25 protein-coding genes are annotated in these 24,311 nt (G+C 40.6%); 6 read left to right on the top strand and 19 right to left on the bottom strand.

The genetic code is table 11. The features are described 5' to 3' along the window. Window positions 1-32: 32 nt before the first annotated feature. Entirely contained in the window at window positions 33-1,100 is a 1,068-nt protein-coding gene (locus tag EP737_RS17525; RefSeq protein ID WP_129729317.1) for an ABC transporter permease, read from the bottom strand. Then, a complete protein-coding gene (locus tag EP737_RS17520) occupies window positions 1,078-1,821 on the bottom strand; it encodes an ABC transporter ATP-binding protein (protein ID WP_129729315.1) in 744 nt (247 codons plus the stop codon). The genes EP737_RS17525 and EP737_RS17520 overlap by 23 nt, the downstream gene beginning before the upstream one ends. A 442-nt stretch (window positions 1,822-2,263) precedes the next feature. Here EP737_RS17520 and EP737_RS17515 point away from each other — a divergent pair, with 442 nt between their 5' ends. Continuing rightward, window positions 2,264-3,037 (top strand): alpha/beta hydrolase, encoded by a 774-nt coding sequence (locus EP737_RS17515; RefSeq protein WP_129729313.1) that lies wholly within the window; start codon window positions 2,264-2,266, stop codon window positions 3,035-3,037. A 229-nt stretch (window positions 3,038-3,266) separates the two neighbouring features. Here the strand turns inward: EP737_RS17515 and EP737_RS17510 are convergent, their stop codons facing one another. From EP737_RS17510 to EP737_RS17460, 11 genes are all read right to left on the bottom strand, one after another. Next, complete coding sequence (locus EP737_RS17510) at window positions 3,267-3,458, bottom strand: hypothetical protein (protein ID WP_129729311.1); 192 nt, start codon at window positions 3,456-3,458, stop codon at window positions 3,267-3,269. 180 nt (window positions 3,459-3,638) lie between these two features. Then, on the bottom strand, window positions 3,639-4,295 hold the full coding sequence (locus EP737_RS17505) for a thermonuclease family protein (protein WP_246040295.1): 657 nt from the start codon (window positions 4,293-4,295) through the stop codon (window positions 3,639-3,641). Window positions 4,296-4,580: 285 nt separating this feature from the next. Continuing rightward, entirely contained in the window at window positions 4,581-5,708 is a 1,128-nt protein-coding gene (gene ssuD, locus EP737_RS17500; protein WP_129729309.1) for an FMNH2-dependent alkanesulfonate monooxygenase, read from the bottom strand. Between the two features lie 23 nt (window positions 5,709-5,731). Next, window positions 5,732-6,283, bottom strand: a complete 552-nt coding sequence (gene ssuE, locus EP737_RS17495; protein ID WP_129729307.1) for an NADPH-dependent FMN reductase — start codon at window positions 6,281-6,283, stop codon at window positions 5,732-5,734. Between the two features lie 118 nt (window positions 6,284-6,401). Continuing rightward, a complete protein-coding gene (locus EP737_RS17490) occupies window positions 6,402-7,211 on the bottom strand; it encodes an ABC transporter permease (RefSeq protein WP_246040297.1) in 810 nt (269 codons plus the stop codon). Window positions 7,212-7,282: 71 nt separating this feature from the next. Further along, window positions 7,283-8,308: an aliphatic sulfonate ABC transporter substrate-binding protein gene (locus tag EP737_RS17485; RefSeq protein ID WP_129729305.1), complete on the bottom strand. Its 1,026-nt coding sequence runs from the start codon at window positions 8,306-8,308 to the stop codon at window positions 7,283-7,285. A 15-nt stretch (window positions 8,309-8,323) separates the two neighbouring features. Next, window positions 8,324-9,115, bottom strand: a complete 792-nt coding sequence (locus EP737_RS17480) for an ABC transporter ATP-binding protein (protein WP_246040296.1) — start codon at window positions 9,113-9,115, stop codon at window positions 8,324-8,326. Between the two features lie 298 nt (window positions 9,116-9,413). After that, on the bottom strand, window positions 9,414-10,487 hold the full coding sequence (locus tag EP737_RS17475) for a sulfate/molybdate ABC transporter ATP-binding protein (protein WP_129729301.1): 1,074 nt from the start codon (window positions 10,485-10,487) through the stop codon (window positions 9,414-9,416). 16 nt (window positions 10,488-10,503) lie between these two features. After that, window positions 10,504-11,373 (bottom strand): sulfate ABC transporter permease subunit CysW, encoded by an 870-nt coding sequence (cysW, locus tag EP737_RS17470; protein WP_129729299.1) that lies wholly within the window; start codon window positions 11,371-11,373, stop codon window positions 10,504-10,506. 10 nt (window positions 11,374-11,383) lie between these two features. After that, a complete protein-coding gene (gene cysT / locus EP737_RS17465; RefSeq protein WP_129729348.1) occupies window positions 11,384-12,211 on the bottom strand; it encodes a sulfate ABC transporter permease subunit CysT in 828 nt (275 codons plus the stop codon). Between the two features lie 39 nt (window positions 12,212-12,250). Next, window positions 12,251-13,303, bottom strand: coding sequence for a sulfate ABC transporter substrate-binding protein (locus EP737_RS17460; protein WP_129729297.1), 1,053 nt, complete (start codon window positions 13,301-13,303; stop codon window positions 12,251-12,253). A gap of 620 nt (window positions 13,304-13,923) precedes the next feature. Here EP737_RS17460 and EP737_RS17455 point away from each other — a divergent pair. From EP737_RS17455 to EP737_RS17435, 5 genes are all read left to right on the top strand, one after another. Further along, window positions 13,924-14,085 carry a Fur-regulated basic protein FbpA gene (locus tag EP737_RS17455; protein ID WP_129729295.1) on the top strand — a complete coding sequence of 54 codons (162 nt, stop codon included), beginning with the start codon at window positions 13,924-13,926 and terminating at the stop codon, window positions 14,083-14,085. 15 nt (window positions 14,086-14,100) lie between these two features. Continuing rightward, entirely contained in the window at window positions 14,101-14,241 is a 141-nt protein-coding gene (locus EP737_RS17450; protein WP_129729293.1) for a YezD family protein, read from the top strand. Between the two features lie 408 nt (window positions 14,242-14,649). Beyond that, window positions 14,650-14,811 carry a Fur-regulated basic protein FbpA gene (locus EP737_RS17445; RefSeq protein WP_129729291.1) on the top strand — a complete coding sequence of 54 codons (162 nt, stop codon included), beginning with the start codon at window positions 14,650-14,652 and terminating at the stop codon, window positions 14,809-14,811. A 33-nt stretch (window positions 14,812-14,844) separates the two neighbouring features. Beyond that, window positions 14,845-14,985, top strand: coding sequence for a YezD family protein (locus EP737_RS17440; RefSeq protein ID WP_129729289.1), 141 nt, complete (start codon window positions 14,845-14,847; stop codon window positions 14,983-14,985). A gap of 200 nt (window positions 14,986-15,185) precedes the next feature. Further along, entirely contained in the window at window positions 15,186-15,974 is a 789-nt protein-coding gene (locus EP737_RS17435) for an EcsC family protein (RefSeq protein ID WP_129729287.1), read from the top strand. Window positions 15,975-16,450: 476 nt separating this feature from the next. Here EP737_RS17435 and EP737_RS17430 read toward each other — a convergent pair whose 3' ends face one another. From EP737_RS17430 to EP737_RS17405, 6 genes are all read right to left on the bottom strand, one after another. Then, a complete protein-coding gene (locus EP737_RS17430) occupies window positions 16,451-17,416 on the bottom strand; it encodes a sporulation protein (protein ID WP_129729285.1) in 966 nt (321 codons plus the stop codon). Window positions 17,417-17,474: 58 nt separating this feature from the next. Next, window positions 17,475-18,797: a hemolysin family protein gene (locus tag EP737_RS17425; RefSeq protein WP_129729283.1), complete on the bottom strand. Its 1,323-nt coding sequence runs from the start codon at window positions 18,795-18,797 to the stop codon at window positions 17,475-17,477. A 155-nt stretch (window positions 18,798-18,952) separates the two neighbouring features. Continuing rightward, complete coding sequence (locus EP737_RS17420; RefSeq protein WP_129729281.1) at window positions 18,953-19,363, bottom strand: MerR family transcriptional regulator; 411 nt, start codon at window positions 19,361-19,363, stop codon at window positions 18,953-18,955. A gap of 512 nt (window positions 19,364-19,875) precedes the next feature. Further along, window positions 19,876-20,709, bottom strand: coding sequence for a BglG family transcription antiterminator LicT (licT, locus tag EP737_RS17415; RefSeq protein ID WP_129729279.1), 834 nt, complete (start codon window positions 20,707-20,709; stop codon window positions 19,876-19,878). Between the two features lie 322 nt (window positions 20,710-21,031). Then, the gene (locus EP737_RS17410; protein WP_129729277.1) at window positions 21,032-21,979 is read right to left on the bottom strand and encodes an alpha/beta hydrolase; all 948 of its coding nucleotides are present in this window, start codon (window positions 21,977-21,979) and stop codon (window positions 21,032-21,034) included. Between the two features lie 508 nt (window positions 21,980-22,487). Continuing rightward, a complete protein-coding gene (locus EP737_RS17405) occupies window positions 22,488-23,459 on the bottom strand; it encodes an NAD(P)H-dependent flavin oxidoreductase (RefSeq protein ID WP_129729275.1) in 972 nt (323 codons plus the stop codon). Window positions 23,460-24,311: the final 852 nt, after the last annotated feature.

Raw genomic sequence — 24,311 nt, 5'->3', positions numbered from 1 at the left:
AGGATAGTATACATCCATATCATTCGCTTTCCTTATAACTTACGGTATTTTTTGAGTGCAATTACATTTAACACAATAAAAACAAGTGCAAAGACTGCCAGTGCAAGCAATTTCCCGCTAATATCCCCTAGAGCCATTCCCTTGTACATAACATCCTTTAGAGCATTTCCCGCATAATAAAGCGGCATAACTTTGGCAATTGCCTGCAGCCATTCCGGCATGCTTTCAAACGGGAAAATACCTGTAAAAAACACCTGCGGCACTACAACAATTGGGATAAATTGCATCATTTGAAATTCCGAAGCTGCAAAGGAAGATAATAAAATGCCTAAGGATAACGCTACCAGAGCCAATAATAGATTAATTAGGATCACATTCCAAATGGATCCTACCAGGATAATATCTAACACATTTACAGCATAGAAAACAACAATTACTGTTTGTATCACCGCAAATAAGCCGTAGCCAACCAAATAGCCCGCTACAATTTCTCCTCTTCGAATGGGTGTTGACATCAGCCGCTCTAGCGTACCTGTTGTTCGTTCACGTAATAATCCAATCCCTGAGATGAGAAAAACAAAAAAGAATACAAAAAATCCAACCAATATAGGACTTAAAACATCAAAAAAGGATGTATCCTTACTTCCATACACATATTGTGTCTTCATTTCTGTCATTTTAGAGGGTCCCGCTTGTGCCCCGGCCTGTGCAGCTAGATTTTGTTGCACCTGAGCCGCTAAAGCCTGATTAATTTTCATCTGTAATGCTTTACTTTTTGAAGGGTCTGTATTTTGAAGCGTGAGGATTGCATTTCCATTTTCTATCTTCAACAAGCCTTCCAAATGATCAGCAATAATCGTTTGTTGTGCATCCGTTACATCATCGTACTTTATTACTTCCATATCCTCCATATCGTTAAGCTTTTGTACAAGCTTAGTATCTACGTTCACTACACCTATTTTAGGGTTGATTGTATTGCCATTAAAAAGAAAGTACATTAATGATAACACTAATAGCGGAGCAAGAAATAACAACGCCAATGTTCGCTTATCCCGAAGCATTTGTTGACAGATCCGTTTAATTAGAGCCAGCATTCTCATTCTTGCTTCCCCCCGCTTTTAAAAATACATCCTCTAAGCTAGTAGCATGATAAAATTCCTTCAATTCCTTAGGTGAGCCGCTTGTTAACAATTTCCCCTCCCGTACCATTGCAAGACGATCACATTTTTCCGCCTCATCCATTACATGTGTTGTTACGAGGATCGTTTTCCCTTCCTCATTTTTTAGCCGCATCAGCTCGTTCCAAATGGATAATCTCAACTCAGGATCAATCCCTACTGTCGGTTCATCTAATATAAGAACTTGCGGGTTTTGAATTAAAGCAATAGCTAATGACAATCTGCGCTTCATGCCTCCTGAATAAGCTGCTACCTTTTTCGATAAATGCGAAGTAAGATCAACTAAATTTGCTGTATATGCAATCCGTTGCTTTTGTTCTTCTTTTTTCAATTTAAAAAGGGAAGCAAAAAAAGTTAGATTCTCCTTCCCTGTTAACTCTGGGTACAAAGCATCAGATTGTGCCATATATCCAATATTCTGTAATAACGATAGATGCGGAACCTTAGTCTGCAATACTTCTACTTCTCCTTGCGTCGGTACATCCATGCCAACAATCATCTTAACCAACGTTGTTTTACCGGAACCAGAAGGACCAATTAAACCGTATATTTGTCCTGCCTCCACCGTTAAATCAATCATGCTTAATACTTCCTTTTTCCCAAAGCTTTTACTAACTCCTTTGACTCTAACAGCTTCCTTCATATCATAAGCCTCCTTTTAAGCAAAAATGAGTGATTACTCACTATAATTATACAGCAGCTTTTGAAAAACTAAAACAAAAAAGTGAGTAATTACTCACTTTCTACAGACTGTTGAAAAACAAACTCGTTAACTAGGCAGACTTTAACTGCTACATTTAATGTCTTTTATAACGAATCCATATCTAAATAGGACTACATTCATGCGTAAGATCTAAAGAAAAGTATAGATTTTTAGCTAAAAGCGAATCCCTTGTAGAAGGAAAAATTTTTAAAATTCAACAAAACCCACTTGACTGATAGGAATAATTTGTTTTAGTATTATGTTACATAATAATCGCTAGGGAGATTCACTAACTTCACCTAACGAGTCGTGAGAATAAAAATATATCTACAACTTATTCTAATACAGTATAGAAAATAAACAGCTATGAGGAGGGGATGGAATGACAACACAATATCCAATTTTAGATGGAGCAGAAGCATTCTTTTTCAAAGGAAATGATATTGGTGTTTTAATTTCGCACGGATTTGTAGGAACGCCCCAGAGCGTCCGTTTTTTGGGAGAGTACATAGCACAGCAAGGCTTTACCGTATGTGCCGTAAGATTAAAAGGGCACGGTACCCATTATGAAGATATGGAAAGCTGCCTCTATAGTGATTGGATTCAAAGCCTGGAAGAAGGTTATCGCCTCTTACAACAGCACTGCCGTGAAATTTTCATCATTGGCCAATCGATGGGAGGCGCCTTAACTGCCCAGCTTGCAAGCAAGCATCAGGATCTTGCCGGCATCATCTTAATTAATGCAGCCATGACAAGCATCCCTGTACTTGAAGAATTTCGCGGCAAACAAGAGCCGCGCTTTGTGGATGAAGGAGCACCAGATATTAAAGATAAGAACGTCTATGAAATCACGTACTCGAAAGTGCCGATTTCAGCAATTCAACAGCTGCTGCTGTTAATGGATGACACAAAGGAAAGGCTCCCGCATATTACCTGCCCGGTATTAGCCTTTAAATCTGTAGAAGATCATGTCGTTCCGCCTGAGAACACAGACTATATCGTTCAGCACGTAAGCTCTCCTATAAGAAAGACAGTTACTTTGCAGAATTCTTATCATGTTGCATCGATGGACTATGATAAAGAACTTATTGCTGAAACAAGCTGTGCATTTATTCAAGCGCATAGCAAGATACAACAAGCATCGATAACTTCTTAGAAAAAGTGAGCTAAAGAAAACCCGCCGATTGGCGAGCCCTGCCTTTGGGCGCAGCTGGAGGTGTAGCCCTACTTATACTGTATTCCTAAAATTTCCGGCTACGTCGAATTAAATTCCAGCTGGAAATTTATCTTTCCTTACAGTGTAAAAAGGAGAGGGAAAACAGCTTTTACTGCTTTCCCTCTCCTTTCTTGCACCTATTGTCATTGTAAAAAGCCGATGCAGCTTCCTACAAACTCACTATATACCAGGTAACTCCTACAATTGAAAAAATAAATAAGAAGATATAAATTGCTGATAGCCTTATCGTATTTTGCTTCGTGGACTTACCGTAGTCTTTCTCTACTTTACCTGCGGCTGCAATTGTACCCACTAAAGCTGCAATGCTAATGATAGCAACTAATATAAGTCCTAGCTTCATTATCCTTCCCCCTAAATATAACAATTAAAATATACGTTACATACCTAACATTCCTTATTCCTTTAGCTGCTAGGTTCAGTCATTTTTTCGTTAACAATGTTTTTTCTTCTAATAATACAAGGGGGATGATCAAAAAGAACCAGCCAATTCTGCTTTATTTTCACCAGCCAATTTTTTACATTATCCAGCCTTGCGAAACCCTGCCTTTACAGCGTCCTCTTCCGTACAAAACATCTCTTCCGCCTTTGTCACCTTATATTGCGGACTAGCTGGTGTATGATAAATTTTTTCGCCGCCGCGCGTGATATTCCCTTTAATGACAGGCCGGGCACACTTGGAAGAGTCAGACTTCTGCGAAGGAGCTTCCGCATTACTATCAAATCCTCGATCTGTCACATAGTTAGGAATTGACCAAATCCCAATCTTTTTATTCTTCGCTGTTTCTTCCACCTTTTTAAGCCGCATTTCATACTTTGTATTCGGCTTATAAATATAGGCCACCCTAGCAAAGCCTTTCTCCACTAAAACCTCATTTATCATTTTGCCATCGAGCCATATATAGGCCAACAAACGGTCATACTTATCGCGCTTATTTACATCATACTCCAATTCTATCTTCGTTCCATTTGGCAGCATTTCCTTTAAGTAGTTGCTTGCTTCCTTCCCAAACGGCTGCACCGGCTTAGTTGGATGAACAGACTCCGGTGTATCAATTAATAACAGACGAATGGTTTCTGTCTGGTTTCCTATTGTCACCTTAACTGTATCACCATCAATTACATGATCTACGGTCGCTGTGGTTGTATTCTTGGCTGTTTGGCATCCGGTTAGCCCCACAAAAATAAAACAAAAAAGCAGAATATAAGCCAAATATTTTTTGAACAAAATGTAATCAATCAATTTTTCCATAGTATATGTACGTTATCTCCTCTATTATTCTAGTATCGAGCCCATCAACTACATAGAGTATATCACAAACTTTGTTTAGGGCTAAAACCAAAAAGGAGACTGGCTGAAGCGACAAAATAGACCATCATAGAAGCCCTTGATTGTACCAAGTTCTTCGCGATGGTCCATTTTTAATTAGCTCTTATTATTTTTCTTACGAGCCTAGATCAAGAGCTACTTGGAAACTTCTGGCGAGTATTGGTTCGCAATCATCTCCCCAACAAGTTGATTCTTTTGCTCGAAGCCCCTGTTTTTCAACGGCAACAGCGGGAAGACAAGCTCTGCAAATTGATATGCTTCCTCTAAATGGGGATAGCCGGATAACACAAACGTATCAATACCTAAATCTGCATATTCTTTCATTCTAGCAGCAACCTGACCCGGATTGCCGACAAGCGCTGTACCGGCTCCTCCTCGAACAAGCCCGACTCCTGCCCATAGATTTGGACTAATCTCAAGGACTTCTCTTCCGCCTTTATGCAGCTGCATCATTCTTTTCTGTCCAACCGAATCTTGTCGAGCCAATGTACGCTGCGCCGCTGCAATCGTATCGTCATCTACATATTGGATTAAGCGGTCAGCAGCTTGCCATGCTTCCTCTTCCGTTTCTCTCACAATCACGTGCAGGCGCATGCCAAAGCGCACGGTTCTTCCTTCTTGCTCGGCCCGGCGGCGCACTTCTTTTATCTTTTGTTCCACCTGAGCAGGCGGTTCTCCCCATGTTAGATACACATCTGTATGTTTTGCTGCAACGGCTTGCCCTGCCGGCGATGAACCGCCAAAATAAATAGGAGGGTGTGGCTGCTGGACAGGTGGGAAGAGCAATTGGCCACCGTCTATATTGAGATGCTTGCCTTTAAAGTCAACTTCCTTTCCCTCTAGCAAATTCCGCCAAACTGTTAAAAACTCATCTGTTACTTCATAACGCTCATCGTGCGTAAGGAATAATCCATCGCCAGCTAATTCGACCGGATCGCCACCCGCGACCACATTAATGAGAAGCCGTCCGTTTGAGATGCGGTCCACTGTTGCTGCCATTCTTGCTGCAACAGCAGGGGACATAATCCCCGGGCGAACAGCAATGAGGAACTTCAATCGTTCTGTAACAGCGGATAAGGCCGAAGCCAACGTCCATGGATCTTCGCATGATCTCCCTGTCGGAATTAAGACACCTGTATAGCCAAGGCGATCAGCGGCTTGCGCGACTTGACGAAAATATGAAAAATCAGCTACACGTCCTCCCTTTGTTGTTCCTAAATAACGGCTGTCTCCATGAGTTGGAATAAACCATAAAATCTCCATTCCTTCTTCACTCCTTCTTCATTTTAGCGGCTTGCTTGCGCTTCTTTTTGTTGTAATCGTACCTGCAGCTGCGTAATAGCATCCCCAAGCCTTTGTTCCACTTCTATATCGACAAATGTAAGCTCATGCTCTGTATAGGCAACTTGTGAATCTACAATATATACGCCATCGGTAACATCTCGCGTACCTAGTACTGAGAAAAGAGGTTTGAACGCATATTCAAGTGCTAAAAGATGCGCAATGGTACCTGCTGTAGCAATCGGAAGAACAACTTTATTTGCCAAGCCTTTTTCAGGAATTAGATCTAAAAAGGCTTTTAAAACTCCTGGATAACTAGCTTTATATACCGGACTGACAATGATAACTCCATCCGCTTGTTCAACTAGCGCTTTTGCTTGTTGAATGGCCGGGCTATTAAAGTTTGCATATAGAAGGTCCTCAGCAGGAAGATTGCGCACCGCAATCTCCTCTACCTTATTTCCGTTCGTAACAAGCACATCTTTCACGAGTTTAGAAATGGCGGATGATCGTGAAACTACAGCAGGACTCCCAGAAATAATTACAATGTTTGACATCATCATCTCTCCTTTTTTCAGATGGAAAAAGACCATATATTAATCCGTATTTAAACGATAAATTTAGTTGGTTTTATTTGTGTAACAGGTTACTGTTTTGTATATACCTTGCATTCCATCACGTAGCATCCTTTCCTCGATAGCTGTCACGCCATTTTAATAATCTAGACTCCAATACCCGGACAAGTGAATCAGCCAGTTTCCCGCCAAGAGCGAAGATGATAATACCGACAAAAACAACCTCCGTGCGGGTAAATTGTCTAGCATCCATAATGAGGTATCCAATTCCCTCGCTAGCTCCCATTAATTCTGAAACAACTAATCCAAGCCAAGCTGCACCAAGTGACAATCGGACCCCAAGCAGAATATTTGGCAGAGAAGCTGGTAAAATGAGCTTTGTTACTTGCTGCCAGCGGCTAAATTCCAGAATGCGCGCTACATCAAATAATTTTTTGTCTACCCCTCGTATACCAAGCAATGTGTTGACATATAACGGGAAGAATGCACCAAGCGCAATTAATAGTATCTTTGATAGTTCGCCTAGACCAAACCAGAGAATAAATAACGGCGCCAACGCTAAGTGTGGTACTGTGCGCAGCATTTGCAAGGATGGATCCAAGAATTGCTCCGTTTTATTGGAAAGGCCCGTTACTGTCCCAAACAAGAGACCTAAGCTAGCACCTAATAAAAATCCAATAAGGGCACGGGTAACGCTAATTTTCAGGTGTCCAAACAGTTCCCCCGACGCTATCAGCTCCTGAAGGGAAGCCAAGATATGTGAGGGCGCTGGCAGTACTGTATTCGGTACATGTAAAAGTGATACGGATAACTGCCAGATTACTAATACAAAGATTGGTAGAACTAAGCCCCGAAACATTACACCTGTAGTACTGTTAAAAGAAATCCTCTTCCGTTGTTTAGACGCGATCGGCTTTCCGATGTTACCGATGGAACGAACGGGTGATACTGCCGTTTTTACCTTATTCACCCTACATCACCTCACTTATTCTGTTCTTCTTTTATTTCTTGTAATGCTTGCTTAATATATGAATTATCAACTACTTGAGATGTATCAATTTTCTTCGTAATGGCTTGAAGAGAATACTGAAAATCTGCGGTATCCTGCTGTGCTTGGATAATTTCCTCTGTAATCGGCAGATTCAAGGATTGATTGTTTTCAAGTATATGACCTACAATATCCTTATCGATTTTTTTCGCATTTGCATACAACTCGATCGCTTCAGTACGATTTTCTTTTTCGAAAAGACGAGCTTTTTCGTACACCTTTAGAAAACGCACAACCAGTTCCCGATGTTCCTTTGTAAATGCAGTCCGTGCAATGACAAAGCCCGGTGAGTATACATTTAAGGATGCGCCGTCTGCCAATATTCTTGCGTCCTTCTGAATGGTTTGGAGAGAAACGAATGGCTCCCAAATTGACCATGCATCTACTGCTCCTGTTTCAAATGCAGGCTGTGCCTCATCCGGTTGTAGTTGAATAACCTTCACATCCTCCGGTTTCAAACCAGCTTTATCTAACGCACGATATAATACATTAAATCCGCTGCTTCCTTTCGCTACTGCAATCTTTTTCCCCTTTAAATCCTTCAGCGTTTGAATTGAACTGTCTTTGCGAACAAGAATTGCATTTCCTTTTAATCCATCACTTGCCAGGGCAATTTCCTTGAATTGGATATTGGCTGCTTGGCCGGCAATTACTGGCGAATTTCCTACTGCTCCAAAGTCTAACCGATTTGCTGCTAATGCTTCAAAATGAGGCGGACCGCTTTGGAACACTGTCCATTTTACCTTAACCCCGACCTTTTTGAACTCTTCTTCAAACCAGCCTTTTTCCTTCGCGATTAATAAAGGTCCTAGACTTTGCTGAATCCCAATGTTTATTGTGAGATTTTCCTTGTTTTCCTTTTTCTCGCTTGCCGTTGTCTCCTTTGATGCGCAACCGGCTAGAATAGCCATTACCAGTGCTGTAAGTATGAGCACAGAAATCTTTATGTTTCGAATCATATTCTTCATCCTCCCCTAAATACCCGATCCTTCAATGAGCTGAAGCTCTTCTACTTTTTCAAATTCACTTAATACCAATTGCCTGAATTCCTGAAAAGAACGACTCGCTCTTTTTCGGGGGTGTGGTAAATCCACTGAAATAATATTGCTAATTTGGCCTGGTCTTGCGCTCATGATAACGATGCGATCAGCAAGATAAATAGATTCATCAATATCATGCGTCACGAGAATCATTGTCGTTTTCTTTTGCTGCCAAATCTCAAGCAACGCATCCTGCAAATGAGTTCTTGTGAAGGCATCAAGTGCACCGAACGGCTCATCGAGCAGCAGCACTTCTGGATCTCGTAATAATGCTCTTGCAATCGCTACCCGTTGTGACATTCCTCCAGATATCTCCTTTGGGTATGCCTTCTCAAAGCCTTTCAATCTTACAAGTTCAATGAGCTCATCCACCCTGCTTCGCACCTGAGGATCTTTTAGTGATAAGTCGGCAGCGATATTTTTTTCTACTGTTAACCATGGAAAAAGACGATGCTCCTGAAAAATAAATCCTTGTTTGATGCTTGGTCTGGTGATCGGCTCACCATTCAGGTGGATTGCTCCTTCAAACTCGTGATCAAGACCCGCAATTAGCTTCAGCAATGTGCTCTTACCGCATCCGCTAGGACCAATAACCGTAACAAATTCCCCTTTCTTGACTTGTAAATTAATATCTTGTAGTACCTTTACTTGCCCTTGAGACTTCACAAATGTTTTATCTAATGACGTAATCGAAATACTCACTGTGTTCTCCCTCCCTACAAAAATGGATTAGCTGCTCTCTTATTCGATTAACTCTCTGCCTTTACACATTGTAAAACCCCCTTAGGTATGTAGTACGTTTTAAATACCCTTTTCTTATCTGTTAACTAGGATTAAAGAGCCAAAAAAGGTCCTTAACCCTTTTGCTTTTGCAGTTAAGGACCTTCGGTTTTTCCGATCAGTCAGGTAAACTATTTATTATCTTGTGGATAATAATAGTATGCATTACTCCTATAAGTCAACTAAGATTTTAAATAAATTTCCATACATGTAAAACATATACTCACAATCTAGGATTCACACTTTAAATTACAAAATCCTCTGGCACAAATACTTTCACTTCTTTTGGACGAACATAGACAATCTCACCAACTTGGAGCCCCAGCTTCGTAAACTGCTCCTTGCTAATTTCTGCCTCTACATACTCATTCGTGTCCTCCCGCTTTAGCTCAATATGCACAACAGGACCAACAACGTGCGAATGGAAAACCTTAGCAGAAATGGCATCCTCGCTTTGTTTTACACGTTCAATGGACAAATGATGTGGACGCACATAGCCAACGGCATCTGTATCCAAAACATGGGAATGCTCTGGTGCTTCTAGCTGTGCGGAGCCAAGATTCAGCTTGCCTCGATGCAAACGACCGCGAAATAGATTGACGCTTCCTAGAAAATCATACACGAACGGACTGGCAGGATGATCATATACCTGATCCGGTGTCCCCAGCTGCTCAATCTTCCCTTTGTTCATCACAACAATTCGATCGGCTACATCTAATGCCTCCTCTTGATCATGCGTCACAAATACACTTGTAATATGAAACTCATCATGCAGCTTCCGCAGCCAGCGGCGCAGCTCTTTACGTACCTTGGCATCTAATGCGCCAAAGGGCTCATCAAGCAGCAAAATCTTCGGTTCTACTGCGAGTGCTCGCGCAAGCGCAACACGCTGACGCTGTCCGCCTGATAGTTGCGCAGGGTAACGATTGGCAAAGCCGTCTAATTTCACTAGGCGCAGCAATTCATGTACCTTTCCCTCAATCACGGCTGCAGTCGGCCGCAGTCTCCGTTTGCGCGCCTTTAGTCCAAAGGCAACATTTTCAAATACGGTCATATGTTTAAATAAGGCATAATGCTGGAAAACAAAGCCGACCTCGCGATGCTTAACATGAACATCAGTTAAATCTTCTCCATCAAATGAAACAGACCCTGTATCCGCTGCTTCTAAACCAGCAATAATCCGCAGCAGCGTCGTCTTGCCTGAGCCAGAAGGGCCTAATAACGCAACAAGCTCCCCCTTTGGGATATCTAAATCAATATCTGTCAGCGCTTGAAATTCCCCATATTGCTTTGATACATTTCGAATTTGAATTGTCATCGTTTTTTCTCCCTTCTCACACTTCCCGCTTCTCCGTTCGCCACTCAATCCAGCTTTTCACGATAAGTGTGAGGAGCGCCATAAGTGACATTAAAGAGGCTACAGCAAACGACGCGGAAAATTGATATTCATTGTATAAAATCTCAATATGCAGCGGCATCGTATTTGTCATTCCGCGTATATGTCCAGACACAACAGAAACCGCTCCAAATTCACCAATTGCTCGGGCATTACACAAAATCATACCGTATAATAAGCCCCATTTTATATTTGGAAGCGTAACCCGAAAGAACATATACCAACCGTTTGCACCAAGCGAGAGAGCAGCTTCTTCCTCCGCTGTCCCTTGAGATTGCATAATTGGAATGAGCTCGCGGGCAACAAATGGCAGCGTGACAAAGACTGTCGCAATCACAATCCCAGGCACTGAGAAAATAATTTTTATTCCGTGCTCTACAAGCCACGGACCCAATACCCCGCGCGGACTAAATAACAATACAAACACCAAACCGGCAATAACAGGAGAAACCGCAAACGGCAGCTCAATGAGCGATAGCAACAGCTGCTTTCCTTTAAAGCGAAACTTGGTAATCAACCATGCCGCTGCAACTCCAAAAATAGTATTCAGTGGAACAACAAGTAATGTAACAATAAAAGTAAGACGAATAGCAGCAAAGGCATCACTATCTGTCACTGCGGCTGTATATACAGCTACCCCCTGCTCAAAAGCCTTTGCGAAAATGGTAATGAGCGGAATAAAAAGAAATAGAAATAAGTACAGAATCGCTATTGAAATAAGGATGATTTTCACAATTCTAGATTCACTTGTTGTTTGACGAGGTGCTGATGCGGTCTGTCTCGTCGTTTTTGATGCTGCCAGTTCCATACTTCTCCTCCTATTCACCTCGAAGCTCATGCCTGCGGCTCCATGCTTGAAGCAGGTTAATGATAAATAAAAACAGCAAGGAAACCAGCAGCATTACAACTGCAATGGCCGTCGCTCCCGCATAATCGTACTGCTCAAGCTTTGTCATAATCATAAGCGGAGTAATCTCCGTTTTCATTGGCATATTCCCTGCGATGAACACAACAGATCCGTACTCTCCTAAGCCGCGTGCAAACGCTAATGAAAATCCAGCTAATAAAGCAGGGAATATTTCAGGGAAAATAATCTTACAAAAGATTTGTAGGCGGGATGCTCCGAGGCTGGCGGCAGCTTCCTCCACTTCCCTCTCAATATTTTGCAGCACTGGCTGCACCATGCGCACGACAAAGGGAAGCCCGATAAATGTTAAAGCAATAGTAATACCAATTGGAGTAAAGGCGACCTGAAAAGGAAGGAGCTTTCCAATCCAACCATTCGGCGCATACAGCGTTGTGAGCGTAATTCCCGCTACCGCAGTAGGCAAAGCAAACGGCAAATCTATGAATCCATCTAACAGGCGTTTACCTGGGAAAGGATATCTAACCAATACCCAGGCAATTAGTAAACCAAATATGACATTGATACAAGCTGCTGCAAATGCAGTTCCAAAACTGATCTTATAAGAATGCAGGATCCGTTCACTTGTTACCACTTGAAAAAATTTGCCCCATCCAAGCTGTGAGGTCTTTATAAATACCATAGATAGCGGGATGAGCACAAATAAGCTCAAATATAGTGTAGTAAAGCCGAGCGAAAGACCAAAGCCCGGCAAGATCTTTCGCTTCGTTGTTCTGCGTATATTCACCTTTCTTCACCCCATTGAGTACAACGACTCTCTTTATTTTTGGTAAATAGAATCAAACACTCCTCCATCATTAAAATGTCTTTCTTGTGCTTTCTTCCATCCACCGAATACTTCATCAACTGTGAACAATTTTACTTTTGGGAATTGAGATGCATATTTCGCAGCTACCTTCTCGTTACGCGGACGATAGAAATTTTTTGCTGCAATCTCCTGCCCTTTTTCTGTGTATAAATAATCCAGATACGCTTCAGCTACTTTACGCGTTCCTTTTTTATCTACTACTTTATCTACAACAGCTACCGGCGGCTCAGCAAGGATGCTAATAGATGGAGTTACAATTTCAAATTTGTCCGCTCCCAGCTCCTTTTGTGATAACAATGCTTCATTTTCCCAAGCAATTAAAACATCACCAATTCCCTTTTCTACAAAGGTAGTCGTTGCCCCGCGCGCTCCAGAATCTAATACCGCAACATTTTTGTAAATATTTTTTACAAACTCCTGTGCCTTCTCGTCGCTATTACCGTATTTATTCAGAGCATATCCCCAAGCTGCTAAGTAATTCCAACGAGCGCCTCCTGATGTTTTCGGGTTTGGTGTGATAACAGAAACTCCAGCTTTCGTTAAATCATCCCAATCTTTAATTCCTTTTGGGTTTCCTTTTCGAACAAGAAATACAATTGTTGATGTATATGGAGTTGAATTATTTGCTAGCCGCTTTTGCCAGTCCTCCGACAGCAGCTTTTGCTGACTGATTGCATCAATATCATAGGCAAGTGCCAACGTTACAACATCCGCATCTAAACCGTCAATAACCGAGCGAGCTTGACTTCCCGATCCGCCATGTGATTGTTTCACTGTAACGGTCTGCCCGGTTTTTTCTTTCCAATATGCCGCAAACTCCTTATTAAATTCTTGATACAGCTCACGAGTTGGATCATATGATACATTAAGAAGCTCAATTGGCTTTGCTTTTTCCTGCTTCGCTGTGTCCCCCGTTGTCTCGGACGAGCATCCTGACAGCAAAATAAATGTAGAGAGTAAGATGCCCGCCTGTTTTACAATTGATTTTTTCTTCCATAACTTCATGTAAGTTCCCCCTTTTTATATAACAAAAAGCACACAACATGCCCTAGGGAGCAAACGTCGTGTGCCTTCAGTTGTCTGATCGGCTTATGCAATTTTAAGTCTCTTCAAAAAAATTGAATTGATTACCTGCACTCATTCTATATATACTATTCATATCTGTCAACTAAGAATTTAAATTTGAATAAATAATTAAAAAAACCTTCTCTCTTATAAGAGATTAACATACCTTTTCTATGCGAATTATATTACATTCAGCATGCAGAAAAAGAAACTAAATGTAATATAAGAAAAAGCAGAAAAAGGAAAATAAACAACGTTCCCAAATTCGTACATTCCTATTTTCTAAAATTACTGTAAATTAATCAAAAACATACTTGACTCATAGGAATAATACACTTTAGTATGGTGTTACATTCTATTTTGCTGATTGGTCTACCGAAGGCACCGAACTATGCTCATATGGTGCCTTATAATTTATCCTAGCTTTACTTCGGGCTGTATGAAAAGATAAGGCATAGAGACACGAGGAGGGATAATATGACAAAACAATCGAGAAGAAGTGGTTCCACTTCAAAGAAAAGCATGAGGGTACACATGTTTATGATAGGACGCGTTATAAAATGAGTAATGAGTTCCGCAGCGCTTTAGAAAAACGAAAACAATACTTGATTGATCAACTGATTGCATCAGGCATTTATAAAAAAGGGTCTAAGCATCTCTTCGAGTGGACACTAAATGATCTTGAAAGAGAATACAAATGTGTAAGAAGGAAAAAAAACTAGTAAGGGGGAAATATTATGGCGGAGGTCAGTCAAGAAAAAATTAATTATATTCTAGAGTTACTAGAGAGAATCAAATATGGGTCTGTAACAATCGTAATTCATGATGAAAAAATTGTACAGTTGGATGTAATTGAAAAGCATCGTCTATCCAAGTAGAGGATATACCTTGTGAAATACAGCTATTTTGTGCTACAAATTTATACACATACACCTATATCCTAAGACCATTTGGCCTCAACCAGATCACTGGAGAGTCGCCATTGTTCTACTAACACGCATCAAAACATACTTTATCAATCGGAATAGTGAATAAAACTCGTCGATTGATGAGCCCTGCCTTTGGACGAAGACAGAGGCGTAGTTGCCCTTATACTTTATTCCTAAAATTTCTCGCTACGTCGAGTTAGCTTCCGGCTAGAAATTTATACTTTCTTAAAGTGTAAAATTAATATAGGGACTATAGTTATGGATAGCTTCAATTGGGAATTTTGATACTTAAACCTCATCTTGCTGAATAGACTCTTTTACAAAAAGATACTTTTTAGTGATTGGATGTGTGTTAGAATGAACAATTTGCTCCGTTACGCTATAGAACAACGAAAACAATACTTGATTGATCAATTGATTGCATCAGGCTTATATACAAAAGAATCTACTTATCTTTTTAGATGGACGTTAAGTGACCTTGAACAAGAATATACGTTCGTCAAATGTATGAAAAAATAATACGAAATGTTTAAATTGGGAGGGGGATTATAAATGATAAAAACGAATCAAGAAAAAGCAGGTTACATCTTATCGTTATTAGAAAAAATTCAGTATGGCTCCGTGACCATTATTATTCAGGATGGGAAAATTATACAATTAGATGTAACAGAAAAACATCGATTATCCAAGTAGAGACTGTATGTCATATATCATCAATAGGGCCTCAAGCTCATGATTTGTTTGCTCTCTGAACCTCCTTTCGAATTAACGATACCTTTAGAAATGCTTCCATCTTTCTAAAAACATTTCATTACGATGTTCTAGAAAATTTGACAATAATAGCTATTAAATAGGTTACAATAGTAATATGAATGAATGTAAGGAGAAAATAGATGCGAGAGCAAAATGAAGAGCTGTTAACACAATTGGAAGAAATCAAACAATGGGAGCAAGAACAAGAAGATCTTTGGTTCTGGGAAAAGTGGGGGAAAATTCCGTTTACAATCTTAGATAAACTTACACCAAAATTTCTCCACCAAAAGGTAAACGCCGTACTTGATGAATTGGTTCAGTATATTCATAGCGGCAGCCGATATCTTGTAAACAAGGAAGCAACTCTGCAGAAGCTTGGAGCCAATATTTCTTTAGAGGATGTTCGTCACTTGCCGCTTCGCGAGATCGATCGGGTTGCCCAGGAATTTGCACAATCGCGTAAAAGATTAGCAACAGCACAAGGGGCGACAACGGGGTTCGGTGGAATTTTCACATTAACAATTGATATACCGGCTGTACTTGGCATGTCATTAAAAATTCTCCAAGAGATCGCGATCTGCTATGGGTATGATCCTCATGATGAAACAGAACGATTGTTTATTGTGAAATGTCTGCAGTTTTCTTCCTCTGACATCATCGGAAAACAGACAATTTTAAAGGAGTTGCAAAACTTTGACAACCGTGCCCATCAACGAGATGGCATTTCCCAAGTCGCATCCTGGCGTGAAGTCATTACTGTATATCGTGATAACTATGGCTGGAAAAAGTTATTTCAGCTCGTTCCAGTTGCAGGAATGGTTTTTGGAGCCTATTTAAACCGGAAAGCAATTGAGGATATCGCTGAAACAGGAAGAATGCTTTATAAAAAAAGAAGGATTTTAGAACGATTATCTGCAGAGGTTCAATAAGAAAGCTTCCAAAAGGTTGTACGTTATTCTAACAGCTTTTTAGATGGCGATTTACAAAAGCTTACAGTATAAAGAAAACTCGCTGATTGGCAAGCCTTTAGGCGAAGACAGAAGCGTAGTGGCACTTACACTGTACTCCTAAAATTTCCGACTACGTTGAATGACTTCCATCTGGAAAGTGTATACTTCCTACAGAGTAAACAAGAAAACCTCTCAGCACTAAGCTGAGAGGTTTTCTTTCCTGCACGATAAAAAAGTATAACTTTTCGAGGCGATATCTAGCTCCCATGGCCCCAAATGGCAGCGTAGGGCTAAACCTCCGCAACAGGAGTTTATCTCTAGTTGTCCATAGCGGAACTTTATCGTTTGAATCTAGTATTCTCTTTAATTCATCTAGTTCCGTTCATAAAAATATAGCTGTCTTGTCTATATTCCCCATAAAAGTCTACTAAAACAGGGAAACAGCCCTTTCTATATTAAAACTCTCCGTCATCTCCGCCGAAGAAGTCACCGAAGCCTGATTCTTCTTCAGAATCCTCTTCCTCAAAGCCAAGCGCTTCTCCAGCCGCTTCCAGCGCTTCACCCATCATTTCCTCTAACAGCATAGCCCCTAGAATTCCCATGGCCAGACCACCAACCATGCCAGCTACTGAACTGCCATGATGACCATGGCTGTGATGACCATGATGTCCGTATTTCTCATAGGAAAATGGATGCATAAAGCTATGCGGCTGTTCCGTAGCTTCAATAATAGTTTGTCTCAATATATCTACCAATTCCTCAGCATCCTGCAGAGTATCTTGATCTAAAAATAATTCCCGTTTCGCCTCGACTTCGTGATAAGCACCGCGACAGTCCACTTCCATCCAGATTCGTAAGCCGCCCATCGCTTCAGAAGCAAAGCGAAGTTCTATCTCGCTTACTTGTCCCACAAACAATGTTGTCGGGAAAAATGCGAACTCTTGACCGTAAGTGTCCAGCTTACCAGAGCTTGGCTTTTCATGGAACCCAAGCTGCTGGAGTGCCTGAAACACAGCTTGTACATCCTTTGGTGCTTCAACAATAAGACGATCAAGGTCCGTACGATCTACACCGCCGTCAATATCTAGGTGCGTATCAAAGTAATAGGAAACAGTTCCTCTAGAAACAGGCAGGTTAGCTGGAATCGTATAAGTGAACGGAATCGCCTTTTGTTCCTTTGGAAAAATCGTAAATGCGCTGCTAAGCGGAATCGTTGTAACTTCGCGTGCAACAGTTCCTTGCTTCGTATTAACATTCATTATCAGCTTGGCTGCCAGATGATTAATTTTTTGTTCCACTTCCCCGCCTTGGATCAAAACTTCTCCTTGCACCGTTTCATTTGCACGATACGGACGACCTTCAAAACGCAAATCAACCGTTGCTGCTCCTTTTCCCAAACGTGCTAAAAATTTCTTGAACATCTCCATCTCTCCTTTTAATAATTGTAAAGCTAATATGTAGGGAAAGCAGGCAATAGCCCTATACAGTGGCTGCCTGCTGTTCTTGTTTCTCTTGACGACGAATTTCTACAAGCTTGACTTGGTGAGCATCCTTCTCTAACACCTTAAACTCATAATCATCCATTCTAATAGACTGTCCTTGCCCGATCTCATGATTTTGCGTCATCACCCAACCGCCAATTGTATCGACATCTTCATCAGTAATATGAATACCGAACAAATCATTTACATCGCTAATAAGCACTTTGCCATCGACAATTTTATGATGGTCATCAATATGCTGTACGGGCGGTTTTTCATCTTCATCATACTCATCGCGAATTTCACCAACAATTTCTTCTAAGATGTCTTCAAGTGTAACCAATCCCGCTGTTCCACCATATTCATCATACAAAATCGCCAGAGCAACCCGTCTTTTCTGCATCTCAAGCAGCAAATCATGGATTGGAACAGTTTCCATTACTTCAATAACTGGTCGCATAAAGCCACGGATAGACTTCGGTTTTATTTTTAAGCTGTCTGTATAATGGATGAAGAAGTCCTTCACATTGATCATCCCAATGATATCGTCCTTATCTTCACCAAAAACAGGATAACGTGTATATTTTTCAGTTTTAATAAGATTCATATGCTCTTCTATCGGGTCATCCGCATATAAACCAACAATTTCTGTGCGTGGAACCATAATTTCTTTTGCAATGCGATTGTCAAACTCAAAAATATTGTTTACATATTTATACTCAACCTGATTGATTTCTCCACTCTCATAGCTTTCTGATAAAATAAGACGCAATTCCTCTTCTGAGTGTACCGCTTCATGCTCGGAGGCCGGCTTTAATCCAAACCATCCAACAAGAATACGTGCAGAACTATTCAAAACCCAAATGAATGGGTAAGCAATCTTATAGAAAATAATAAGCGGACGAGCAAACAGCAAGGTAACCTGCTCTGCCTTCTGAATTGCCACTGTCTTTGGTGCCAGCTCGCCAACCACAACGTGCAGGAATGTAACGAGCGAAAAAGCTACAATAAAAGCACTCGTGCTGGCAACTGCATCAGATACATTTAACTTGTGAAATAGCGGCTCCAGCATATGGTGTACGGTTGGTTCCCCTAACCATCCGAGACCGAGCGCTGTTACAGTGATGCCAAGCTGACAAGCAGATAAATACTCATCCAAATGGGTTATAACACGTTTAGCAGATAAAGCGCCTCGTTTTCCTTCAGCGACTAGCTGATCAATTCGGCTGCTGCGTACTTTTACCACGGCAAACTCTGCTGCCACGAAAAAGCCTGTAAGAGCGATTAAAACTGCAATCATGATTAAATTAAATATCTCCAAGAACATCCCTTAGCTATAACAGCTAAGAGGTTCACCTCCCTGTTTTCTCCTATTGTATCTTTCTTGATTATTCTTCGTTGTTCCCTCTGAAGAAAATCTAGTTATGTTTAATAATTACAATTTTTAAAATACGAATCTGCTTAGTTTACCACCCTCTATGCAAGCAGTACTGAAAGTGTGTGCACCAAGGCTGATGTTTGTGTGGATAAATGCTGTTTCAGTCGCTGCTTTTGTTCATCTGTCAAGGAGTCCAACAATGGACGAATCTGCAGCAATTCATGTTCAAGTTCATGCATCTGCTTTGAAATTCCGCTCAGCTGTTCCATCACAACATCTTTATTCTGACGTTCCGACTGTCGTTGCTGCAGTAATTCCTTAATCTCACAAAGAGGTACATGTATCTTTTTGTAGCTCTCAATATACTTCAATGTGTCAAGTGCTGTCTCATCATAATATCGATAGTTAGAATCCGAACGTTCAGCCTTCAGCAACCCTAAATTTGTATAATAATCGATAGTTCGTCTTGAAACATGGGCCAACTGCGCTAACTCTCCAATTCGATACACATTCCCAACTAGACAACCCCCTTTGTAGCTGTTGAATTCAGCATAACACAATAAATACCGTACAGTCAAACGTTTAGGTTTTTTGGCAGGGTTTTATGAACTCAAAAAAATAAAAAAAGACGCCTGCTCTTAATACAGCAGCGTCTTCTTCCTGATAGATACTTTACAATAATGATTTAGTAAAGCGTTGTATATGCTTCTTCATTTCATGCTCTTTCTACTTGATATTTTTATAAAAGTAACGTCTCCTCATTTGCTGTGAGAACATGTTGTCTTGTCCACAATGGTCTCCTAGCTAGAAATTTATACTTTCTTACAATGTAAAAAAACCTAAATCACTACAGTATAAGAGAGTACATCCCTTCTCTGTCAGCGATTTAGGTTTTGCCTGCTTAACCAGTAACAATCCTAAAATGAATCAGATACTTAATTTATCAGTGCACTGTAACAAGGTAAAAACCAGATGTCAACGCTTTCTTTTTTTAGTAGAAAATACATGCTAAGCAAGCTCTTTACTTTCGATTTACAACTCGTTCAATATGAATTGTTAAATACAGCATTTCTTCATTCGTTAACTCGTATGCATGCTGCTTCTTAATATATTCGTTTATCTTTTGTGTACATTCGAATGCTTCTTTATGCTTATTCTTTACCGCTTCAAATAGAAAATCATCCTGATCTTCCATATATGTTTTGCCAAATAATCGTTGGGCAAAGAATTTCAAATGTGTTACGAAGCGATAATAATTCAATGATTCCTCGTCAAACTGAATTTTAAAGTGATACTTTACAATATTTAAAATATCCTGCATCACCTTCGTGATATTTACGATGTTTGGCATTTCTTCATTCAATTCGGCATTCACAATATGCATTGCAATAAAGCCAGCTTCATCCTCTGGAAGGACTATGCCAAGCTTGGCCTCAATTTTAGTTAAAGCCTCTTTACCAATGGAAAATTCATCCTTATATAAGCGCTTAATTTCCCAAAGCAGCGCATTTTTAATGTCCATTCCCTTTTTATTTCGTTCAATGGCAAAATGAATATGATCTGTTAAAGATACATAGATGCTGTCATTTAATTCTCTGCTAAGCCTCATTTTGGCAGACTGGATAATTTCTTCAGAAACCTCCATATACTCCATAGGAATTTCGTATAAAAGCGTTTTAAATTTTTCTGAGATGTCCTTATTTTTTAATGAGAACACCTTCTCAATCCGTTCCTCATCTACTGGATCGCCTGGTTTTTTCTGAAATGCAAGCCCCCTGCCCATTATGACCAATTCCTCGTTTTGATCATTGAAAACACTAATAACGTTATTGTTGATTACTTTTGCGATTTTCATTGAGATCACCTTTATGAATATAAGTATATTATATAAAGAATAACGGTTAAGGTTTTGCCTGCTCTACCAGTAACAATCCTTCATGAAAGAATAAATTTAATTTATCATTGAAGAAGAGGAATAGCAACTGTTTTCAAAATCGATTTTCCCCTAGCTGGTGAAGTATCTTTCTGTCTAACCTTATAAAAAGGCTCTATCATACATCATTATATGATACTCCATTCATCATATCCATACACATTATATTCCTTTCTTTATAAACACAAAAACCTAACTCGTTCTCTCTAGGGAGAAATCGAGTCAGGTTTTACACATAAACTCCTTATTTTTGCATCACAAACGGCGTATTTACAAAATCCCTAATAAGCTCCAGTGCTTCTCTTCCTTCTTTCTGATCTGGAAATAGCGAAACAAAACCGTGAATCATGCCATCAAAGCGTTTTGCTTGTACATGCGTACCAGCCTGTCGAAGCTTTACTCCATATAACTCCCCTTCGTCGCGCAGCGGGTCATATTCAGCAGTGATGAGAAGTGTTGGCGGCAGATTGTTAAAATCACGTGCACGGATAGGAGATGCGTAAGAGTTAGCTGCATGCATCTCATCGCCTAAATAAAGTGTCCAAAAATAGGACATATCTACATTTGTTAAAACGTAGCCATCGCCATTTTCAATAATGGAGTCATACTCCGAATAAACACGGTAATGATAGTAATCTGTTGCAGGATACATGAGGACCTGTCTAGAGATGAACGATTTATTCCGATCTCGCGCCATAAGCGCAACTGCTGCCGATAAATTCCCTCCCGCATTATCACCGCCAATTGTGAGATTGGTTGGGTCTCCATTTAATTCAGCAGCATGCTCAAAAATCCATTCTGCCGCTGCATAGCAATCCTCCAGCCCCGCTGGAAATGGATGTTCCGGTGCCAAGCGATACTCCACAGAGATCACCTTGGCTCCTGTCTCGTTAGCGAGCAGTCTGCATGTGGTGTCATATTCTTCGATACTCCCTATCGTCCATCCCCCGCCATGTATATAGACAAATAGAGGAAAAGGTCCTTTTCCAGAGGGGGTATACATCCGAACGGGAACAGCTCCGTTTGGTCCAGGAATGAGGCGGTCTTCTGCTTTTTCTGCCGAAGGACGCGGCCCCACTGGCGGAAGCAAGGTAGTCATTGTACCACGCAATCTTACCATATCAATAGGGCTGTGCGGCGTTTCCTTTCGAGCTGCTTGAAGAAACTGCTTAACATACGGTTTTAACGTCATGATCACAACTCCTTTCGTGATTCATACACATATTGGGATAACAATAGGAAAATAGAAAACTAGTTTGATAGAATCAAGTGGTGTAAGGCGAAAATAGATACGTAAAACGATGTCTTTGGAGGAACTTAAGTGGCAATTTAATAGAGATGCATACAATTCATTCTATACTTAGATAATAAGTGACAAATTTAGCAACCTCCTTTTCAAGAACATTTGGACAAGTGCTATCTTGGAGTTAATTATTACCATCATAACTAGATGGCTTACGCCTGTCAATCAGAAAATGATAACGTTTTCTTTGGGGCCCTATACGATTAATTGAACTACCCCCATCTACTCGCTAACGCTCCTTGAGGTGGGAGATTCCGTATCCTCTTCCTAGGAAGCGAAATACAGAGCCGTCCAACAGGCTTCTCATAGAGCAAATAGGGAGAGCTCACACTTCCTTGTAAGGGGCAAACATCACCGATCCTATGAAGAATATCGGCTCTTTTACCTCTCTATGTACCTACTCTACGCTTCTAAATATTCTGCCAAGACGCAATCGTCCTTCTTCAGCTTCGGAAATCATCTCATTCAATAGCTCTTGTACTGTAGGGATAGTATCAATAAGACCAACAACCTGCCCGGCCCAGCCGAACCCATCTGTTTCCTTTCCCTCATAAATATAACGGCAGTTAGCCTTGCCGCTAATCGCATCCTTTAAGTCTTCATACGTTGCACCTTCTTGTTCCCGGGCGATAATCTGTTGCGTATATTCTGTTTTTAACACACGCCCCGGTGCTCCTAATGTTCTTTTAATAATAACTGTATCTGTTTCCTTTGCATTCACAATCGCTTGTTTATATACTTCATTCGCATGAATACATTCCTTTGTTGCAATAAAGCGTGTACCCATCTCAATCCCTTCTGCTCCAAGTGCAAGCGCAGCTAATAAGCCACTGCCAGTTCCAATCCCGCCGCTAGCTAATACGGGTATGGATACAGAGGCAACAACACGCGGAATGAGTACCATTGTCCCGATATCATCACGGCCTATATGGCCACCGCCTTCCTGACCAACAGCCATCACTGCATCTGCACCAAGTGCCTCGGCTTTTTGCGCTTGTCTAACACCTGCGACAAGTACGAGCGTTCGAATATTTTCTCCCTGCAGCCGTTCAAAAATAGGTGTTGGGTTTGCGCCAGTGATAGAAAGTACCGGCACCTGCTCCTCAATAGCAACCTCCAGCAAATCCTTATATTGTCCATGATGTGCACCAATAGCAAAATTAACGCCAAATGGCTGACTAGTAAGCGTTCGAACCTTACGAATTTCGTCCCGCAGCTTTTCTGGTGTGCCAAGTGTCATAGCGGTAATTTGTCCGAGACCGCCTGCATTTGAAACAGCCGCCGCCAGTTCTGCGTAAGCCAGATGAGCTAAGCCGCCCTGTACAATTGGATATTGAATACCGAACATTTCTGTTACGCGTGTTTTCACTTTTTTTCCCCCTCTTTTTCCTCCTGCTTCTCGACTTCTTTCAAGTGCTGTATTCGCTTCAGAATGGTGAATTCCTGTTTCAATGAGCCGTATGAAACGGGTTACTTTCTAAATAAAGAAAACTCGCCCTCTAGCTAGAAATTTATACTTTCTTACAGTGCAAAACATTCGTATAGGCAAATTAACCCCCTGAATGAACACATTCAGGGGGAGATTTAATCATTCTGAGTCACTATAAATATATAAAGCTGTACTGTTTATTTGAAGTCTCGGCGGGTTCTTTACGTCGAGTGTCGTTACAGCCATAAAAAATAACCTCATTAATAAAAAGATGGGCAAATATATGACGTATGACGAGGCTTCTCCTGTCACTCATGTCCAATCAAATCGGCTCTCCTTATATGTAAGTAGGTAATCTGTTTAGATGACAATTATGTTCTATATCATATATCTCCCTTTTTGTGAAATATACGTTTATTATAACACGTCATCTCTATAAGTAATGCTGTGTCCATCTTTTTATTCCTTTCTCCTATCTTTCCTGTTTAATATGCATCAATTTATATGCTTTTATTTCACAAACGACACATCGTATTCAAAGTAAAACTATCGTGCATCTGAATGAACAATGAACAGGAAGGAAAGGATACAATACAGAAACAAAACGAGGCTAAATGGCAGAGACAAAAACAAACAAATCTTTAATTTCTAACGCTTTGCTATTTCTCAGTACGATACGTTTCTTTTTATTTGTCACAACAGGTAATGTGTATACATGTTATAAAAGTATAAAGGAAACTTGCTGATTGGAGAGTCATTAGGTGAAGACAGAGGCGTAGTTGCCCTTACACT

The sequence above is a fragment of the Ectobacillus funiculus genome (genome assembly GCF_004138295.1).
Lineage (GTDB): Bacteria > Bacillota > Bacilli > Bacillales > Bacillaceae_G > Ectobacillus > Ectobacillus funiculus.
This window is presented reverse-complemented; position numbering and strand designations above follow the sequence as displayed.